General features: G+C 59.4%; 14 protein-coding genes. 3 read left to right on the top strand and 11 right to left on the bottom strand.

Annotated elements, in window-relative coordinates:
* Nucleotides 1-11: 11 nt before the first annotated feature.
* Entirely contained in the window at nucleotides 12-935 is a 924-nt protein-coding gene (locus tag AUP74_RS13695; RefSeq protein ID WP_069948913.1) for a DMT family transporter, read from the bottom strand.
* A gap of 66 nt (nucleotides 936-1001) precedes the next feature.
* Nucleotides 1002-1511, bottom strand: coding sequence for an Lrp/AsnC ligand binding domain-containing protein (locus tag AUP74_RS13700; protein WP_067080512.1), 510 nt, complete (start codon nucleotides 1509-1511; stop codon nucleotides 1002-1004).
* A gap of 140 nt (nucleotides 1512-1651) precedes the next feature.
* On the opposite strand from AUP74_RS13700, the gene putA reads away from it, so the two are divergent.
* Complete coding sequence (gene putA / locus AUP74_RS13705) at nucleotides 1652-4798, top strand: bifunctional proline dehydrogenase/L-glutamate gamma-semialdehyde dehydrogenase PutA (protein WP_069948058.1); 3147 nt, start codon at nucleotides 1652-1654, stop codon at nucleotides 4796-4798.
* Nucleotides 4799-5346: 548 nt separating this feature from the next.
* On the opposite strand, the gene AUP74_RS13710 is transcribed toward putA, so the two are convergent.
* The 8 genes from AUP74_RS13710 to AUP74_RS13745 form a co-directional block, all read right to left on the bottom strand.
* Nucleotides 5347-5739, bottom strand: a complete 393-nt coding sequence (locus AUP74_RS13710) for a hypothetical protein (RefSeq protein ID WP_069948059.1) — start codon at nucleotides 5737-5739, stop codon at nucleotides 5347-5349.
* A 210-nt stretch (nucleotides 5740-5949) separates the two neighbouring features.
* The gene (locus tag AUP74_RS13715) at nucleotides 5950-6645 is read right to left on the bottom strand and encodes a hypothetical protein (RefSeq protein WP_069948060.1); all 696 of its coding nucleotides are present in this window, start codon (nucleotides 6643-6645) and stop codon (nucleotides 5950-5952) included.
* A complete protein-coding gene (locus AUP74_RS13720) occupies nucleotides 6638-7153 on the bottom strand; it encodes a DUF2878 domain-containing protein (protein WP_069948061.1) in 516 nt (171 codons plus the stop codon). The genes AUP74_RS13715 and AUP74_RS13720 overlap by 8 nt, the downstream gene beginning before the upstream one ends.
* Before the next feature lie 23 nt (nucleotides 7154-7176).
* Entirely contained in the window at nucleotides 7177-8460 is a 1284-nt protein-coding gene (locus tag AUP74_RS13725) for an SAM-dependent methyltransferase (RefSeq protein ID WP_083261001.1), read from the bottom strand.
* Nucleotides 8457-9230, bottom strand: coding sequence for a DUF1365 domain-containing protein (locus AUP74_RS13730; RefSeq protein ID WP_083261002.1), 774 nt, complete (start codon nucleotides 9228-9230; stop codon nucleotides 8457-8459). Before AUP74_RS13730 ends, AUP74_RS13725 begins: the two co-directional genes overlap by 4 nt.
* Nucleotides 9230-10480, bottom strand: a complete 1251-nt coding sequence (locus AUP74_RS13735; RefSeq protein ID WP_069948063.1) for an NAD(P)/FAD-dependent oxidoreductase — start codon at nucleotides 10478-10480, stop codon at nucleotides 9230-9232. Before AUP74_RS13735 ends, AUP74_RS13730 begins: the two co-directional genes overlap by 1 nt.
* A complete protein-coding gene (locus AUP74_RS13740; RefSeq protein ID WP_069948064.1) occupies nucleotides 10471-11256 on the bottom strand; it encodes an SDR family NAD(P)-dependent oxidoreductase in 786 nt (261 codons plus the stop codon). Before AUP74_RS13740 ends, AUP74_RS13735 begins: the two co-directional genes overlap by 10 nt.
* A gap of 3 nt (nucleotides 11257-11259) precedes the next feature.
* Nucleotides 11260-11697 carry a nuclear transport factor 2 family protein gene (locus AUP74_RS13745; RefSeq protein ID WP_069948915.1) on the bottom strand — a complete coding sequence of 146 codons (438 nt, stop codon included), beginning with the start codon at nucleotides 11695-11697 and terminating at the stop codon, nucleotides 11260-11262.
* Between the two features lie 228 nt (nucleotides 11698-11925).
* Between AUP74_RS13745 and AUP74_RS13750 the strand changes: the two genes are divergently transcribed.
* Nucleotides 11926-12507: a sigma-70 family RNA polymerase sigma factor gene (locus tag AUP74_RS13750; RefSeq protein ID WP_226999802.1), complete on the top strand. Its 582-nt coding sequence runs from the start codon at nucleotides 11926-11928 to the stop codon at nucleotides 12505-12507.
* 7 nt (nucleotides 12508-12514) lie between these two features.
* A complete protein-coding gene (locus AUP74_RS13755; protein ID WP_083261004.1) occupies nucleotides 12515-13213 on the top strand; it encodes a ChrR family anti-sigma-E factor in 699 nt (232 codons plus the stop codon).
* Between the two features lie 81 nt (nucleotides 13214-13294).
* Here AUP74_RS13755 and AUP74_RS13760 read toward each other — a convergent pair whose 3' ends face one another.
* A complete protein-coding gene (locus AUP74_RS13760) occupies nucleotides 13295-16885 on the bottom strand; it encodes an indolepyruvate ferredoxin oxidoreductase family protein (protein ID WP_083261005.1) in 3591 nt (1196 codons plus the stop codon).
* Between the last annotated feature and the right edge of the window lie 312 nt (nucleotides 16886-17197).

Below are 17197 nucleotides of genomic sequence, written 5' to 3' on the forward strand. Positions count from 1 at the left end.
CCTCTGGTTCTTTATCGTTGTACTGCAGTCGTGATTCGGTTGCGGAAAAGACGGCGGATCAGCCCCTGCTGCACGGCCACACCGGCCATGATCAGCGCCAGGCCAATGCCCGTCGCCGGATGAATCGTCTCACCGACCAGCAGCGCGATCAGCAGCAGCGAGACCGGCGGTGAGAGATAAATCAGATTGCTGATCCGGGCTGTGTTATCGCAGGCGCGAAGTGCACCCTGCCAGAGCAGGAAGGCAATGCCCATCTCAAACAGGCCCACGTAGACAGCACCGAGCCAGCCCTGCACGGGCGGCCATTGCCAGTCGCCCTGCCAGATAACAACGCCGAACAGCCAGGGCAGACCGCAGAGAAAGCTGAGCAGCAGATTCACCGCTGCACTGCCCTTCACTCTGGTATTGAGCAGCCAGTAGCCGGCCCAGATCAGCGTGCTGAAGAGTGCCAGCGCGACGCCAGTGATCGAATCAAATTCCAGTCCAAACGGATTCCCGCGGGTAACAATCACCAGCACGCCGCTGTAGCAGATCAACCCGGCCACCACGTCCACACCCCGCAGGCGCTGGCCCAGTAGTGGTACAGAGAGCAATGCCAGTACGATGCCCCAGGTGTAATTGAGTGGCTGCGCCTGCTGCGCCGGTAACAGATCGTAGGCGTTAAATAAAACCAGGTAATAAAGGAAGGGATTGCAGAACCCCAGGGCCAGGTACCAGCGATAGTCCGCCCGCCAGCGCTGGCCAAGTTCACCCCACAGGTGCCGGTGGGTCACCACAGCACTCATCAGCAGCGCAGAGACGACGGCGGCGATGGTCACCAGCTGCAGGGGCGACACAAACTGCAGGGAAAGCTTGAACGCACTGGCCACCGTGGACCAGCAGAGAACTGCGGCCAGCGCGAGTATGTAGGCCCTGCGGTTATCACTGTTCGGCAAACCTGCCACCTCTCTGCCTCATTACTCCGAGGTGTAATCGCGTTGCTCGGAGCGTCTAAGCTTTTATCAACGTTTGCCGGACTTGGCCTTGGGTTCCGGGTCCGGAACAGCCACGGCTGTATCCGTCTTCACTTCCTGGATGACCACGTAAGTGTGGGTTTCCCGCACTCCCGGAATGGAGGCGAGCTTCTCGCCGAGGAAGCGCCGGTAGCCCAGCATGTCCTTGATGCGGATTTTCACCAGGTAGTCGAAGCCACCGGCAACCATGTGGCACTCCTGCACTTCCTCCAGGCTGGAGACATGGTCGTTGAAGGCCTCCAGTGCGGAGGTAGCGGTATCGGTCAGGGTCACCTGGATATAGACCACCAGGCCGGCATGTACTTTCAGCGGATCGAGCAGCGCTACATAGTCGCGGATGAAGCCTTCCCGCTCCAGGCGCTTGACGCGCTCAAGGCAGGGAGTGGGACTCAGATTTACCCGCCGCGCCAGCTCCACATTGGGCAGGCGTCCCTCGCGCTGCAGGATGCGCAGGATCTGGCGGTCGATGCGGTCAAGATCTTCCAACTGACGTGACATAGCAACATACCCTACTGGTGATTCGGCAAATAGGCGCTAGATTTAACCACACTTTGCACCAAAATGGCGATTAATTCTGAAACAATTGCCCCATAATCCGACTTTTATTCTGGCCCCATTTTGAGAGTTCGGGAGTAACCATGTCGAAAGAATTCGCCGGAGAACTGCACAGCGCGCGCCAGCTGGCCCGCCAATATCTGCACGCCGACGAAAACCAGTGCGTCAGCGAGCTGCTGGCGGCACCGCGCCCCAGCGAGACGACCCGCGCGAGGATCCTCGAGACCTCCCGTGATCTGGTGCGGGAATCCCGCAAGCAACGCAGCAAGCGCGGCACCCTGGACGCGTTCCTGCAGCAGTTCGGCCTCTCCAATAAGGAGGGTGTTGCCCTGATGTGCCTGGCGGAATCCCTGCTGCGGGTACCCGACGCGGATACTGCCGACAAACTGATCGCAGAGAAAGTGCATTCCGGCAACTGGTCCAGCCACCGTGGCCAGTCTGACTCCCTGTTCGTGAACGCCTCCACCTGGGGCCTGATGCTCACCGGCAGCATCGTCGAGCTGGACCCGGACATTACCGAAAAGCCCTCCCACTGGATGAAGCGCCTGGTCAGCCGCATGGGCGAGCCGATGGTGCGCACCTCCATGATGCAGGCAATGAAGATCATGGGCGGCCAGTACGTTCTCGGCCGCACCATTGAGGAGGCTCTCAAGCGTGGTCCGGCGGAAAACGAGCCCGGCACCCGCTTCTCCTTCGATATGCTCGGTGAAGGCGCCCGCACCATGGCGGACGCCCAGCGCTACTTCGACGCCTACATGATGGCCATCGAGGCAATCGGCAAGGACAACGACAAGCGCGACGTGGTGGAGGCCAACGGCATCTCCATCAAGCTCTCTGCCCTGCACCCGCGCTACTCGGTCCTGCAACGTGAGCGTGTCATGCAGGAGCTGCTGCCGAAGGTGAAGGAACTTTGTCTGGCCGCTGCCAAGTACGACATGGGCCTCAACATCGATGCCGAGGAAGCCGATCGCCTGGATATCTCCCTGGATATCTTCGAGGCACTGGCCCGCGACCCGGAGCTGCGTGACTGGCAGGGGCTGGGTTTCGTGCTGCAGGCTTACCAGAAGCGCGCCCCGCACGTGGCCGACTGGCTGATCGCCCTGGGCCGCGACACTGGCCGCAAGGTCATGGTGCGCCTGGTAAAAGGCGCCTACTGGGATACCGAGATCAAGCACGCCCAGCAGATGGGCCTGACCGATTACCCGGTCTATACCCGCAAGTGCCACACCGACCTGTCCTACCAGGTCTGCGCCAAGAAACTGCTGGACGCCCGTGACGCTATCTACCCGCAGTTTGCCACCCACAATGCCTACACCGTGGGCCTGATTCTGGAAATGGCCGGCGACGAGGGCAACTACGAGTTCCAGCGCCTGCACGGTATGGGGCACCTGCTGTATGCCCAGCTGGAAAAGGTGCATGGCAAACGTGTACCGGTGCGGGTCTACGCCCCGGTGGGCGCGCATAAGGACCTGCTGCCCTACCTGGTACGACGCCTGCTCGAAAACGGCGCCAACAGCTCCTTCGTCAACCGTTTCATGGACGAGGCTACTCCGGTGGAAGAGCTGGTGAAGGACACCATCGAACAGAGCGAAAACTGCAAGCCGTTCCGCCATCCGCAAATTCCCGTACCGGCGGATATCCTGCTCGGCGGTGAGCCGCTGCCGCGCAAGAACTCCCACGGTATCGAGCTGACCGACCCGCTGGACGCGGAGCCCCTGCTCGAAGCCGTCAGCAACATGCGCGGCAAACAGTTCAAGGGCGGCCCGATCATCAAAGGCGTGATGGGCGAAACCGATGAACCGGTCCTCAACCCGGCCACCGGCGACGTGGTTGGCTACACCGCCAATGCCGACAAGCATCAGATCGACACTGCCTACCAGGCCGCGTCCGAGGCCCAGGTGGCCTGGGATCGTCTGGGCGGCGAGGCCCGGGGCAAGATTCTCGACCGCGTTGCCGACCTATACGAAGAGCACATGAACGACCTCACGGCACTCGTGTGCCTGGAGGCCGGCCGCACCCTGAATGACGGCATTTCCGAAGTTCGCGAGGCGGTGGATTTCTGCCGCTACTATGGCAACGGTGCGCGCCTGCACTTTGGCGAACCCCGCGACCTGCCCGGTCCGACCGGCGAGAGCAACCAGCTGTACCTGACCGGACGCGGTGTATTCGTAGCCATCAGCCCCTGGAACTTCCCGCTGGCCATCTTTACCGGCCAGGTGGTTGCCGCGCTCGCTGCCGGTAACGCCGTACTGGCGAAGCCCGCAGAGCAGACTCCGCTCATCGCAGCGCGGGCCGTCGAACTGATGCACGAGGCAGGTGTACCCAAGGAAGTACTGCACCTGATCACCGGTACCGGCGCCGCCGTCGGTGCACCGCTGATCGAGGACCCGCGCCTGGCCGGCGTGGCGTTTACCGGCTCTACCGAAACCGCGCGCCTGATCAACAAACAGCTGGCAGATAAGGAAGGCCCCATCACCCCGCTGATCGCCGAAACCGGCGGCCAGAACGTGATGATCGTCGACTCCACTGCCCTGCCCGAGCAGGTAGTGGACGATGTCATTCAGTCCGCCTTCCTGAGTGCCGGCCAGCGCTGCTCCGCGCTGCGTATCCTCTGTGTGCAGGACGTTATTGCCGACAACCTGCTCAACATGCTGAAAGGCGCCTGTGAGGAACTGAGCCTGGGTGATCCGTCCAAGCTGTCCACCGATATCGGTCCGGTGATCGACGAGAAGGCACTCGGCTTGCTGGAAAAACACCGCGAGCGCATGGCCAACGAAGCCAAGCCACTGTTCGCTTTCGACGAGGGGAAGAAGCCGTCCAATGGCACCTTCTTTGGTCCACAGGTAGTCGAGATCGAGGATTTCTCGCTACTGAAGCGCGAAGTGTTCGGTCCCTTCCTGCATGTGGTGCGCTTCAAGGCCGGCGAGCTGGAAGACACCATCCGCCGCATTAATGCGACCGGTTATGGTCTCACCTTCGGCCTGCATTCCCGGATCGAGGGCCGTGCGCACGCGGTATTCAAGCGCGTGAACGTGGGCAACTGCTATGTGAACCGCGATATGGTCGGTGCGGTCGTGGGCGTAAACCCGTTCGGTGGTCAGGGCCTGTCCGGCACCGGCCCGAAAGCCGGTGGTCCCCACTACCTGTTCCGCTTCGCCGAGGAGAAGACCAAGACCATCAACACGGTGGCTACTGGCGGCAATACGCAGCTGTTCTCCCTGCAGCAGTAATTTTCTCAGTAGAGAAAAGCCAAACGAAAAGAGCGGCCCACGGGCCGCTCTTTTTATATCTGGCTCAAACTGTCGGCTCACTGGTAGATGTGCAACCACAGATCATCATCTGTGCCCTTGTCATTGATGACCGACTTGAGCGCGTCTTCAGGAGACCGAATCCCCTACCCAACCCATTGGGGGTATCCGCCCCACCCTCTCAGATCCCAGCGGCTGAGCAGACCGCTCCCCCTGGAGCGCTCGTCTTCAAAGTCGCTGACGGCTACGGTCAATTCCGGCTCAGCAAACACGGGTTATGTGAACTTCGACCACACAAACTAAAGATTTTCGCGCCAATCTCATCGCCATTCCTCTCCAGAACACAGGGAGCGGAGGATCGACAACATGGGCACCCCAGCACGGGGTCGAACCCAGGGCAAAAAGCAAAACTTCAGGCAAAAAAAAAGCCGGGGCTAGCCCGGCTCGAAGAAAGTCCTGTGAGATTGCCGAATATCAACAGGTGAGTTGAAAGGTTTGACCGCCTTTTCTTGAGAAAGGTCAAAAAATAATCAATTTAATACGCGATATCCGCGACCGCGCAGACAGTTTCTGACGATGCGCCCTTCCTCTGAGTAGGAGCTGCCGACCCCTGACACCCCGCCGAGCAGAGCACCTGCGCCCGCACCGGCTGCGGCGGCGCTACTGGTATCACCGACGATCGCGCCCAGCGCACCGCCCAACAGTGCCCCACCGGCCGCCCGAGTCACACCTCGACGCCCCGCATCAGCGCGTGCGTAGTAAGCATTGGAGCGGCAGTCCATCAGATCGCGCTGGTACTGCGAGATGTTCACTCCCTGCGTATCGATCACGATGCCACCGGCGCCCGGAACCTGTTCCTGGGTGACACAACCTGAAGCCAGAATGGCGCCGAGGCCAAGAGCGGGGAGTATTGCAAATTTCATAGCGCAACCTCGTTATGTGATGCCGACGGTCTCCTACCGATGATTTACACGGCATGAGTCCGTTGCCGGTCCCGAAAGTTGCAGACATCAAATATGACGCCTCTTTCCACTTAGGTTTAGACGTCGGAGGGAATTCGCGCCAGCGACAGGCCAAAAAAAAAGCTGACCAAAAGGTCAGCTCAAAAGGGTTACTACCCTCCGGACGCAAGCTCAGTACTCGTAACCAATTCTCAGCCGCTGGCTGTTGCCGCGCGAATCGAGCACGTTGGTGACACCATCAAAAAGCTCCAGCCTACGGCTGTCGCGGTCATATTCCAGGTACAGTTCGCCGGCAAACATGCGCAGGATGGGCTGGTTCAGATCCACCCGCAGGCAGAGCTTGTCTGCAGTTCCACTACAGTTCACCTGACGGGCCCTAAGTCCAATAGCGCGGCCGTGCACCGGCGAGGCAAAGTCAAACGTCACAGCTTGACCGGAGGCAAGGCGGCGCCAGTTATTACGGACCACGGTATCGAAGCCCGCGTCGGCTACGTCCACCTCACCGGCGGAGAGAATCGCAGTCTCCCACTGGCTGTTGGCATCCTCGCGGTAACGCAGACTGACCTGCCCACCGCGTGGCTGTACGATGCGCTCCTCACCGTGGCGATAATCCTGCTGCACTACAGCCGGGACAGTGGAATCCACGCCACTGAGTCGTTTCTCGGCAATCCGGTACCCCTCTGGTGAGTAGTAGAGCACACTCCGCTGGCTACCCTGCGCCGGCAAATGGTATTCGCAATAAACCAGCCTGCCAGTCCTGGGGTCGGTCGCCAGCCCGGTTGCAAAGACGTCGCCCTCATAACCGCAGTCAGCGCTAGCACTTGCAGCACACAGGGTAAAAAATACGAATAACAGACCATTACGCATCGGGCACCTCACTGAATATCCGCCGGCGCGACAGCCAGGTCGTAAACGGCAAGAAGAACGCCCAGAGTATTACGAGCACACCGACGGAGAGGATCACCGGCTGGCTGAATTCGACAGTGCCATTCAGCCAGGAGCCGGTCCAGTAACTGAAAGGTCCGAAAAAAGCGCCCAGTGCAGCAGCCAACCAGGCACTCTTCTGCAGGAAAAACATGCTGTAGCGCAGGGCAGTGGCAAAGTTCACCCAGAGTAACAACAGCCACGGTGGCGGAAATGGTGAACCACTGTCGTTGACCAGAAGGCCGGTAGAAAACACCACCGTATCCATTGCCGCCCCGCAGATCCAGATAGTGGCCACCCAGAGCCACTCCCTGGGCTTATTGGCAACGATCAGCAGGTGGACGAGCAGGTTAGCCAGCGTAAATGCGGCGATGATCGCCACGCTGTCGACCAAAACGCAGAGGGGCCAGGCAATATCAAACAGGACAGCATTGACGACGAAGCGCCACATATGCCCTTCCCTCGCGTTCGAATTCAGGCGGGCAGCGCTTTACAGCGCGGCTTGGCAAACACGAACTGAGCCGTGCTGATCACGCGCTCAAGGAACCCGCCTTCGCAATAGCAGAGATAGAAGTCCCACATGCGAATAAACCGATTGTCAAAACCCTGCCGTCTGACGTCTTCGATTTTCTCGAAAAAGGCTTCACGCCACGCACTCAGAGTGCGCGCATAGTGGAAGGTGATGTCTTCGAGCCCAACAATCTGCATATCGGTATTGTCGGCGATGTGGTCGGCAACAACCTGATTGGAAGGGAGGCAGCCGCCGGGGAAAATGTAGCGCTGAATAAAGTCTACCTGCTTGCGGTAGCGATCATAGCGCTGGTCCTGAATCGTAATGGCCTGCATCACCATCAGGCCATCCTCTGCCAACAGGTGGCTACAGCGGGAGAAGAAATTACGATGGTAGTCGTGGCCGACTGCCTCAATCATCTCAATGGAAACGATCTTGTCGTACTGCCCTTCCAGGTCCCGGTAATCCTTGAGCAGCAGGGTAACCTGGTCTTCCAGGCCCTCACGGGCAACCCATGCCTTGGCATACTCGTATTGCTCCCGTGAAATGGTCGTGGTGGTAACCCGACAGCCATAGCGCTTGGCGGCGTGAATCGCCATTGCCCCCCAGCCGGTTCCGATCTCGAGCAGATGGTCGGACGGGCTCAGTTGAAGCTTGTGGCAAATACGCTCCAGCTTGTGAATGGAAGCCTCCGCCAGGGATGCGTCTTCACGGGGAAAAATCGCCGATGAATACATCATGGATTCATCGAGAAACAACCGGAAGAAATCGTTACCCAAGTCGTAGTGGGCAGCGATATTTTTCTTCGATCCCCGGCGGGTATTGGCATTCAGGGTGTGCAGCACTTTCAGGAAGGCCTTGCTGGCGAAACTCCAGCGAGAGTCCATATTCTCCAGCAGCGACATATTGCCAACCATCAGGCGGATCACGTCGACCAGGGCTGGCGAACTCCAGGCGCCTTGCATATAGGCCTCGCCGGAACCGACGGTACCATTGAGGAGGACCTGGGTATAAGTGCTGGCATCGTGGACTCGGATGATGGCACACACCTCGGCGTTTTCAGCCGGTTCACCAAATTGATAACGGTCACTGCCCTCTTCCACCACCAGGTTTCCGTGGCCGATGGTTTGCAGCTTTGCCAGTACCAGACGCCGAGCCAGAGACTCGAGCCAGCTCTCCTTAGCAGAGAGTTGCGACAGGCTGTCTGCCGGGATGGGATTGGTAGAGCTTGCTTGAACGGATTTCATCGGCGATTTTCTCCTGCATCGGCCCTCGCGGCGGGCCCCGGGTGTGAAAATAAGGGGACGCGCTTGAGCCACAACCTGAATGCCTGCCAGTAAATTGCGGTGATGACTTTTACGGTCATCAGTGGATACCGGATCAAAATTCCATTGAGCGCCGCAGTGGATATTTCCTGTCGGCGCAGGCTCAGCGTGGCGTCGAATACACGACGGTTTTCCTCAAAGTTCTGCAAGTAAACGGTCAGCCGCTCTGCCGGGCTGGCACTGCGCCAGCGGTACCCCTGCTCCATGGGCATGAACGGTGACACGTGAAAAACCTTGGCAAATTCTGCTTTCTGGACCCGACTGGAGTCGCGACAGTCGAGCACATAGCTGTGCCGCTCATTCCAGGGGGTGTTATGAACATCCAGCAAAATCCAGCGCACCTCTTCACCTTTATTATCGAAACAGTAATAGGTGCTGATAGGGTTCATGTTGTAACCGAAGTAGCGCCAGTTTGCCAATAACCTGATCGGGCCATCGGGCCGCTCACCGGTCTCGTCGGCGATTCGCTGCCGCACGGCATCATCCAAGGGCACAGCAGGATCACCTAAGAAGTCGGCCCGACAGAACCTGGCCGGGGCCCAGCGCGCAGTGGACCAGAAAGGAGACCTGGCAAGGACATCCTCCAACTCTGCAAGATCCAGATACATCATGAACACCCGGTAGCGGAACCGGTGTTCGCGGGGAGCAAAGCGGCGGTGCTGCACCCAGCCGCTATAGATGGCGCTCTCCATCAGAGGGATACTCCCAGCGCCTCGCATACGCGCAGTGCGCTTTTCACTCCATCCTCGTGAAAACCATTCGCCCAATAGGCACCACAGTACCAAGTACTATTCACGCCGTTAATCTTTTCCCATTGCTGTTGAGCCTGCATACCGGCGACAGAAAACTGGGGATGCGCGTACTCATAGCGGCCGATAATCTTATCGGGATCGATTGCGTCATCTGCGTTGAGCGTAACACAATAGGTCTTTTTACTATCAAGCCGCTGCAGAATGTTCATATTGTAGGTCAGCACCGGCAACTGGTCCGAGCCGCTCTGCAAGCGGTAATTCCAACTGGCCCAGCAGCGCTCACGGGTCGGCAGGACACGAGTGTCAGTATGCAGAACTACTGAGTTGGCAGCATAGGGGATGGCACTGAGAATCGCCTGTTCTTCCCCACTGGCATCGGAAAGACAGCCCAGGGCCTGATCCGAGTGGCAGGCAAACACCACGGCATCGAAGTGATGCTGCTCCCCTTTTTCAGTCTGCAATTCCACACCTTCAGCGGTGCGAATTACCGAGGCAATCGGGGTAGAAAGGCGAATTTTGTCCTCAAACCCCGCCACCATCGGCGCAATATATTCACGCGAGCCACCCTTGATCACTCGCCACTGGGGGCGGTTGAATATATTCAGTAGTCCGTGATTGAAGAAAAAGCGCACAAAGAAATCGACGGAGAAATCCCGCATCTGCGACAGGCTCGCGGACCAGATGGCCGAGCCCATTGGCACCAGATAGCGGTCACAGAACTCTGGAGAATAACCATTGGCTTCCAGATACTGTCCAAGAGTCATGCCTTCAGCCAGGTTTCCGCTCTGCCAGTCCCGCACCGCCTCGCGGTTAAAGCGCAGGATATCCCGCAGCATTCGCCAGTGACCGGGACGCAGGATATTCGAGCGCTGTCCGAACAGGCTGTTGAGGTTGTTACCCGCGTATTCGAATGTTTCGGAGTCAGAACAGACACTGAAGCCCATATCCGTGGGCTGGGACTCTATGCCCAGTTGATCCATCAGTTTGATGAAGTTGGGATAGGTCCAGTCGTTATAGACGATGAACCCTGTATCGACAGCGAGTTTGCGATCCCCCTCCTCGACGTCGATCGTAGCGGTGTGCCCCCCCAGTCTGTCAGCAGCCTCAAAAAGCGTAATATCGTGTTTCTTATTAAGAAGGTAGGCAGACGTCAGTCCTGCTATACCACTGCCTACAATGGCTATGCGCATGAAGATTTCCTTAACGTTCGTATTCTTGTCATTCTCGGAGCAAAGACGCGAAACCAGAGACTGCGGAAAAAGCCCAGAAACCGCAGTGGCCAGCTGAGTCGACGCGGGAAGTCGATCACGTGTTTTCCGCGCTCAAGGCCATTTTCAATGCACTCGGCGGCCGCTTCGGGTGTCATCAGGAACGGCATGTCGAAGTCATTCGACTCGGTCAGAGGGGTATCGATAAAGCCCGGACGGATATGGACAACCTGCAGGCAAACCCGGGAGGTGTCGGCGCGAACCGAATCGAGGAAATAGCCGAGCGCCGCCTTGGACGCGCCGTAAGCTTCGGCGCGGGGAAAGCCCACCACAGAAGAGAGACTACCCACGGCGGCAAAAACCGGCTTTTTGCTGTGCGCCAGAAGAGGCAGCGCCTGGCGCAGGGTATTCACGACACCGAAGAAATTGGCATCAAACACCCGCCGATAGCTCTCCACGTCGAGCGTCAGGCCATCATCGTATTCACAGGTGCCGGCACAGGCCACCACCATATCCAGGTGATCTGTCAGGCTCGCCAGGCGGTCACCCGCCTCCTCCATGGCTGCGTCATCGCCGACATCACAGTCCAGCACCCGGATATGTTTGGGCGCAGCTTTCTGTAGCTCGAGCAAGCTGTCGCGCCCACGGCTACTGACGATGATGAAATTGTTATTTCGGGCCAAGCGAAGCGCCAGCGCCTTGCCAATACCCGAGCTGGCACCGGTGATCCAAATGGTCTTGTCGCGAATCGCCGCCATCACTCAGCTCCCTGCGCCACCGAGGCGCTTTTTGAGTCCGCGCACCATGGTTCCCAGCAAGGGCACCTGTTCATACACCATGGCTCCGAGGTCGTAGAAATCCTCGTGGTAGTACACCCGCTCCCGGTAATGCAGCAGGCTGCAGCCCCTCAGCGTAAGGGGTTTGCCCTTGTTGAGCTGGCGATGGCTAAAGTGCATCTGCCACGGCAGGCAGGCACTGCCCCCACCCATGACCGACCGGTCAAACTCGAAACGGCAACTGGTCAAACCGCCATTCATGCCCGCGAAATAGCGCTTCAGGGCCGGTAAACCCTCGACCCGATGAACCGGGTCGCAAAAGATGACATCCTCGTCGTAGAGCCTGTCCAACAGGGACGGATCTGCGGCGACGGCGCCGAAATCGCTGTAGTACTGCTGGAGTTCTGTTATCAATCCGCTCATCTGCTCCATCAATTCCGTGACTCGCTAGTTGGGGACTTGTACGCCGGCAGGACCTCGCCGGATTTACCAGGGCTGTAATTAACGGCTCCCCCCGCAACAAAAGAAATTCCTATAAATGCTGCCCTTTAGAGATCCGACTGTACCCCGGCGCCGTAGAAGGTGTTCGACAAGTATCAAAAGATCGATAACATGGCGCAAGTTACAGCAATCGATAGTACAAGGAAGCCCGTGGAAATCCCGCAAAACCGTGATGACGACTGGAGTCAGCTGCTGGTTCGAGTCGGCAAAGAGCAGGATCGAGCCGCTTTCGAGCGCCTGTTCCGGCACTTTGCGCCACTGATCAAGGGTTTCCACTACAGCCGAAACACCCAGGCGTTCTGCGCCGAGGCGGCCGATGAGCTGGTACAGGAAGTGATGATCCGGGTCTGGCGCAAGGCGCCCAGCTTTGACCCCTCAAGGGCGTCGGCAAATACCTGGGTCTACACCATCATGCGCAACTGCCGTATCGATATGCTGCGCAGGAACAACCGACGCCAGGATTCTGATAGCAGCGATGTTGATGTAGACGACATCTGGGACGATACGGCAGACACGCAGCCTCTGCTGTTCCTACAGCGCAGGCGCGGTGAAGAGGAAATTGCGGCGGGGCTCGCCAGCCTGCCACCCGAGCAGAGTCATGTACTGGAAAAGGCTTACATGGAAGGAAAATCCCACAGTGAGATCTCAGCCGAGCTGGGGCTGCCCCTCGGTACGGTGAAGTCCCGGGTGCGACTGGCACTCAAGAAGTTGCAGGCAAGACTGAGTAAGTAGGTGGAATATGATTCGTCATCATCCCGACAATAATATGCTGTTGGAATACGCCGCAGGCTCCCTGCCCTGGGCTCTCAGCCTCGCCGTGTCAGCCCACTTGCAGCTCTGTCCGCAGTGCCGCCAGCAGCGGGAAAACCTCGACAATATCGGTGGAGCCCTACTGGGCGAGGGCGCGCCCCAGACTGTAGGCTCGGAAGCCTTTGACCAGCTCATGGGCCGCATCGATCGCGAGGACAAGCAAGAGATCGAGGCCGGCGAGGCTCCAGCTACGCCCGAGCGCGCACAGCGCACCGTCCGCAACACCGACCCGATACTGGCCGACCTGCCAAAGGTCATCGGCAAGCTGGTCAGCTCGACGGGACCGTTGAAGTGGAAGCGGGTATCCAGTGCCCTGCGCACTTCCCGCCTCAAAACCGGCCAGGACCACTATGAAGTCGCTTTCCAGCGCATCTGCCGCGGGGGCAAAGTGGCAGAGCACGATCATCGCGGACGCGAGGTGACGGTTGTCCTGTATGGCAGCTTCTCCGATAGCGAGGGCGTATACCGACGTGGCGACTTTCTGCTGCGGGAGCCCGGTGACGTACACCGCCCGATTGCCACCCAGGACCAGGAGTGCCTGTGTCTCTCGGTAGTTGAGGCACCGGTCAAGGTTACCGGCCCGCTCGGCTGGCTGATCAATCCCTTCCTCTCTTTCCGGCCGGCCTGAATGCCGACCAGGCAGCTTTACCAATAAAAAAAAGGGCCGGTCTTCACCGGCCCTTTTTTATTGATCGTTAAGTGCTGTGGCTCAACTGTGCGCCACAAAGGCCGCTTCCTGCGACTCTTGTGTCCGTACCCGCGTTGCACGACCACCAGCCTGTTCATTCAGCACTTTGGGCGCACCGCCCGTGCCATCGAACTGGTCCCGTAGTGCATTCCAGCGATTCCTGATCGCACTCATCTTCTGCTCCCGCACGTGCCCATAACCGCGAACCTGCTGTGGCAGTGACAGCAGCTCCCGGGCCACTTCCACTGATTCCAGGCTCAGGCTTGTGGCAACGCGCTCGATGGCGCCAGCGACTTCGCCGGCCCAGGCCCGCTCGGCCCGCCGTTCAGCGGTATAGCCAAACGGATCGAACAGTGTCCCCCTCAGCACCTTGCCCTTGGCGAGCACGGGCATCAGCCGTGCCAACCAGGGACCGAACACCATCTTGCGGATGCGGCCACTGCTGTCCGGCCGCGCCAGCAGCGGCGGAGCCATATGGAACTTCACACGGTAGTCGCCGGTAAAGGTCTCCTGCAACTGGCGACGGAATTCCACACCGCTGTACAGGCGGGCCACCTCGTACTCGTCCTTGTAAGCCATCGCCTTGAACAGGCTGGCAGCTGCTTCGCGGACCAGAGAGCCGTCACGGCGCCCCAGCCGGTGCTCAGCCTGCTCCAGCTTCTGGATGGCTCGACGGAAACGCTCACCATAGGCGGCATCCTGGTATTCCACCAGTTCTGCCGCCAGTCGCTCGACCAGCGCGGTCGCTGATTCCGCCGGCTCGACGAGCTGGACCGGCTGCGCCGGAGTGAGCAGCGCCTTCACCGCTCCCGGGTTGGCCACCAGCAGGCGTCCGGCCCGGAAGGCACGCAGATTACTCTCCACCGCCACGCCATTGAGTTCAATTGCCCGCTCCAGCGCCGCTTCGCCAATCGGCAGCAGGCCTTTCTGGCAGGCATAGCCCAGCAGCATCAGATTCGAGGCCACGGTATCGCCAAACAGTGCCTGCGCATAACGATTGGCATCGAATGCGGAATAATCACTGCATAAAGATTCGATGCTCTCTTTCGTCGCATCCGCCGGGAAGGCCAGCTCGTTGTCGCGGATGAAGGCCGCTACGGGGACCTCGGCCGTATTCACAACCGCGCGTAGACGGCCGACGGCAAACTTTGCCCGCTGGGAGGCAGCGGTCACCATGTCACATCCCAGCAACACTTCGGCGGCACCATCGCGGATACGCGCCGTGGTAATGCTCTCGGGGCTCTCCGCCACTTTGACGTGGGCAACCACCGCACCATTTTTCTGCGACAGACCAGTGAAATAGAGGGTTGTCGAACCTTTCTCTTCCAGATGAGCGGCCATGCCGAGCAACGCCGCCACAGTCAGCACACCACTGCCACCGATTCCGCCTACAAGAATGCTCTGCGGTACGGCCAAATCCGACTGGGGAGCCGCCGGCAGATCCTCGATGGCCTTGTCCAGGGAAAGTGCCAGGGTATCCACTGGCGGCTTGCGCAGCTCTCCACCCTCGACACTCACGAAGCTGGGGCAGAAACCGTCGGCACAGCGCATGTCCTTGTTACAGCTGGACTGGTTGACCTGGCGCTTGCGGCCATAGGGGCTTTCCAGTGGTTCGACCGCAATGCAACTGGACTGCACACTGCAATCCCCGCAGCCCTCACAGACGCGATGGTTGATCAGCAAACGGGTGTTCGGATCTTCCATCTGGCCTTTCTTGCGACGGCGCCGCTTTTCCGCTGCACACACCTGTTCGTAAATAATGGCGGTGACACCGGGCGTCTCCCGCAGACGTCGCTGGACGGCATCCAGCTCCGAGCGATGCAGCACTTCTACGGAGGACGGCAGCTGATTCTTGTGCTGTTGCCAGTACTCCGGCTGTTCACTCAACAACACCACGGTACCGACGCCTTCAGCCGCCAGCTGGGCAGCTACGGTGGGGGCATTCACCTCACCATCGGCGGGCTGGCCGCCGGTCATGGCGACGGCGTCGTTCAACAGGATCTTGTAGGTGATGTTGACCTTGCTGGCGACCGCCTGGCGAATAGCCAGAATGCCCGAGTGGTTGTAGGTACCGTCACCCATGTTCTGGAATATATGGCCGGCACTGGAGAAGCGGTGCAGACCGACCCACTGCGCACCCTCTCCGCCCATATGGGAATAGGTATCCGTGCGCAGCCCCTTGCCCAGGGCCATGATGTGACAGCCGATGCCAGCACTGCCCAGGCTGCCTTCGGGCAATTTGGTCGAGGTGTTGTGGGGGCAGCCAGCACAGAATACCGGCTCACGGGCCAGTAGACCCTTGGCCTTCGCCGCGGGCTTGCACGCACCGGTACTCAGGTTTCGCTCCGCAACTGGGGCCAGTTGCCGGCCGAACGCCGTATCGCCGAGCCAGCGCACTATGGTGTCGGCCACTCGGTCGGGCCCAAAACCCCAAACCGCGGGCAAATAATCGGCACCATCAACGCCCTTCTTGCCACTTACCGTCGGGCGCTCGTCATCGCGCCAGCCATAGAGAAGGGATTTGAGCTGGTCTTCCACCAGCGGACGCTTCTCCTCCACCACCAGCACACGCTCCATCCCTCGGCAGAACTCGCTGATGCCACGGGGCTCGAGCGGCCAGGTCATGGCAACTTTGAAAATAGAGATACCGGCCTTGCGCAGATCCTCTTCTGTCAGCTCCAGCAGCTGCAGAGCCTCCAGTAAATCGCCGTGAGCCTTACCGACAGTGACGATACCGAACTGCTTTCGCGGCGATTCGACGATCGATTTGTCGATACCGTTGGCATAGGCAAACGCCTGCGCCGCCGGCAGCCGCTCCTCGAGCATTCGGCGCTCGTATTCCAGCCGCTCTGCCGGCCAGTTCAGGTTCGGGTCGTAGTTGAGACCATGGGCGGGGATCGGGAAATCGGCGGGAATGTGAAAACTCGGCAACCCGGGCACCTGCAGGGAGGCGCCGGCCTCGACCGTCTCGGTGATCGTCTTGAAGCCGACCCAGAGACCGCTGAAGCGGGACAGGGCGATGCCCGCGAGGCCCAGGGTCAGGTATTCCTCGATTGAGGCCGGAAACAACAGCGGCATCATGACCGACTCAAAGATCTGGTCGGTATTGTGCGAGAACATGGAGGACTCGGCGGTGTGATCGTCGCCACACAGGGCGAGCACACCACCATGACGGGACGTACCCTGTACATTGGCCTGACGGAATACGTCGGCAGTGCGATCTACTCCATGGCCCTTGCCGTACCAGATGGAGAAGACCCCGTCCCGCGTCGCCTGCTGACGGTAATGATCCAGCAGCTGCGTACCCCAGATATTGGTGGCACCGAGGTCTTCGTTGACGCCAGGCTCAAAATGAATGTCGCGCTCGGCGAGGAGCTTTTTGTGTCGCCACAGGGCCTGGTCATAACCGCCCAGGGGCGAGCCCCGGTAGCCGGAGATGAAGCCCGCAGTGTTCAGGCCAGCGAGCTCATCCAGTTTCTTCTGCATCAGCGGCAGCCGCACCAGCGCGTCGATTCCTGTAAGGAAGACCCGCCCGGAATCACGGGTAAATGCCGCCTTCAGGGAGTATTCGCGATCGAAACCCAGCTCCTGATCGCTCTCGACCATCGCCATGGAGTCACCTGCTTAGAATTATTGCTATGGGCAAGAAAGTACCACTGGCAGGAGAGGCAGGTCATACCAAATTCGGTCGACATGGGGCATAATTCAGGCACGAGTCACCAAATATGGGCTGGGAGATGCAACAAATCACTCCAGCCTGACCAGATAGCGCCACCGGTGCCACTGGCCGCCAAAGCCGGAAGACCGGCTGGACACAGACAGGAAAATGCGGATCGGAACTGCCTCGGTAAACAAGCAGACTGCCCAATCCCGAGTAGCAAACGCGCACAATCAAGCGAGTCTGAGAGAAGAGCGAGTTCGACT

Source organism: Microbulbifer aggregans, assembly GCF_001750105.1.
Taxonomy (GTDB): Bacteria; Pseudomonadota; Gammaproteobacteria; order Pseudomonadales; family Cellvibrionaceae; genus Microbulbifer; species Microbulbifer aggregans.

Coding starts and splice junctions, on each gene's coding strand:
- AUP74_RS13700 (WP_067080512.1), bottom strand. CDS start 1,511: ATGTCACGTCAGTTGGAAGATCTTGACCGCATCGACCGCCAGATCCTG.
- putA (WP_069948058.1), top strand. CDS start 1,652: ATGTCGAAAGAATTCGCCGGAGAACTGCACAGCGCGCGCCAGCTGGCC.
- AUP74_RS13710 (WP_069948059.1), bottom strand. CDS start 5,739: ATGAAATTTGCAATACTCCCCGCTCTTGGCCTCGGCGCCATTCTGGCT.
- AUP74_RS13715 (WP_069948060.1), bottom strand. CDS start 6,645: ATGCGTAATGGTCTGTTATTCGTATTTTTTACCCTGTGTGCTGCAAGT.
- AUP74_RS13720 (WP_069948061.1), bottom strand. CDS start 7,153: ATGTGGCGCTTCGTCGTCAATGCTGTCCTGTTTGATATTGCCTGGCCC.
- AUP74_RS13725 (WP_083261001.1), bottom strand. CDS start 8,460: ATGAAATCCGTTCAAGCAAGCTCTACCAATCCCATCCCGGCAGACAGC.
- AUP74_RS13730 (WP_083261002.1), bottom strand. CDS start 9,230: ATGGAGAGCGCCATCTATAGCGGCTGGGTGCAGCACCGCCGCTTTGCT.
- AUP74_RS13735 (WP_069948063.1), bottom strand. CDS start 10,480: ATGCGCATAGCCATTGTAGGCAGTGGTATAGCAGGACTGACGTCTGCC.
- AUP74_RS13740 (WP_069948064.1), bottom strand. CDS start 11,256: ATGGCGGCGATTCGCGACAAGACCATTTGGATCACCGGTGCCAGCTCG.
- AUP74_RS13745 (WP_069948915.1), bottom strand. CDS start 11,697: ATGAGCGGATTGATAACAGAACTCCAGCAGTACTACAGCGATTTCGGC.
- AUP74_RS13755 (WP_083261004.1), top strand. CDS start 12,515: ATGATTCGTCATCATCCCGACAATAATATGCTGTTGGAATACGCCGCA.
- AUP74_RS13760 (WP_083261005.1), bottom strand. CDS start 16,885: ATGGCGATGGTCGAGAGCGATCAGGAGCTGGGTTTCGATCGCGAATAC.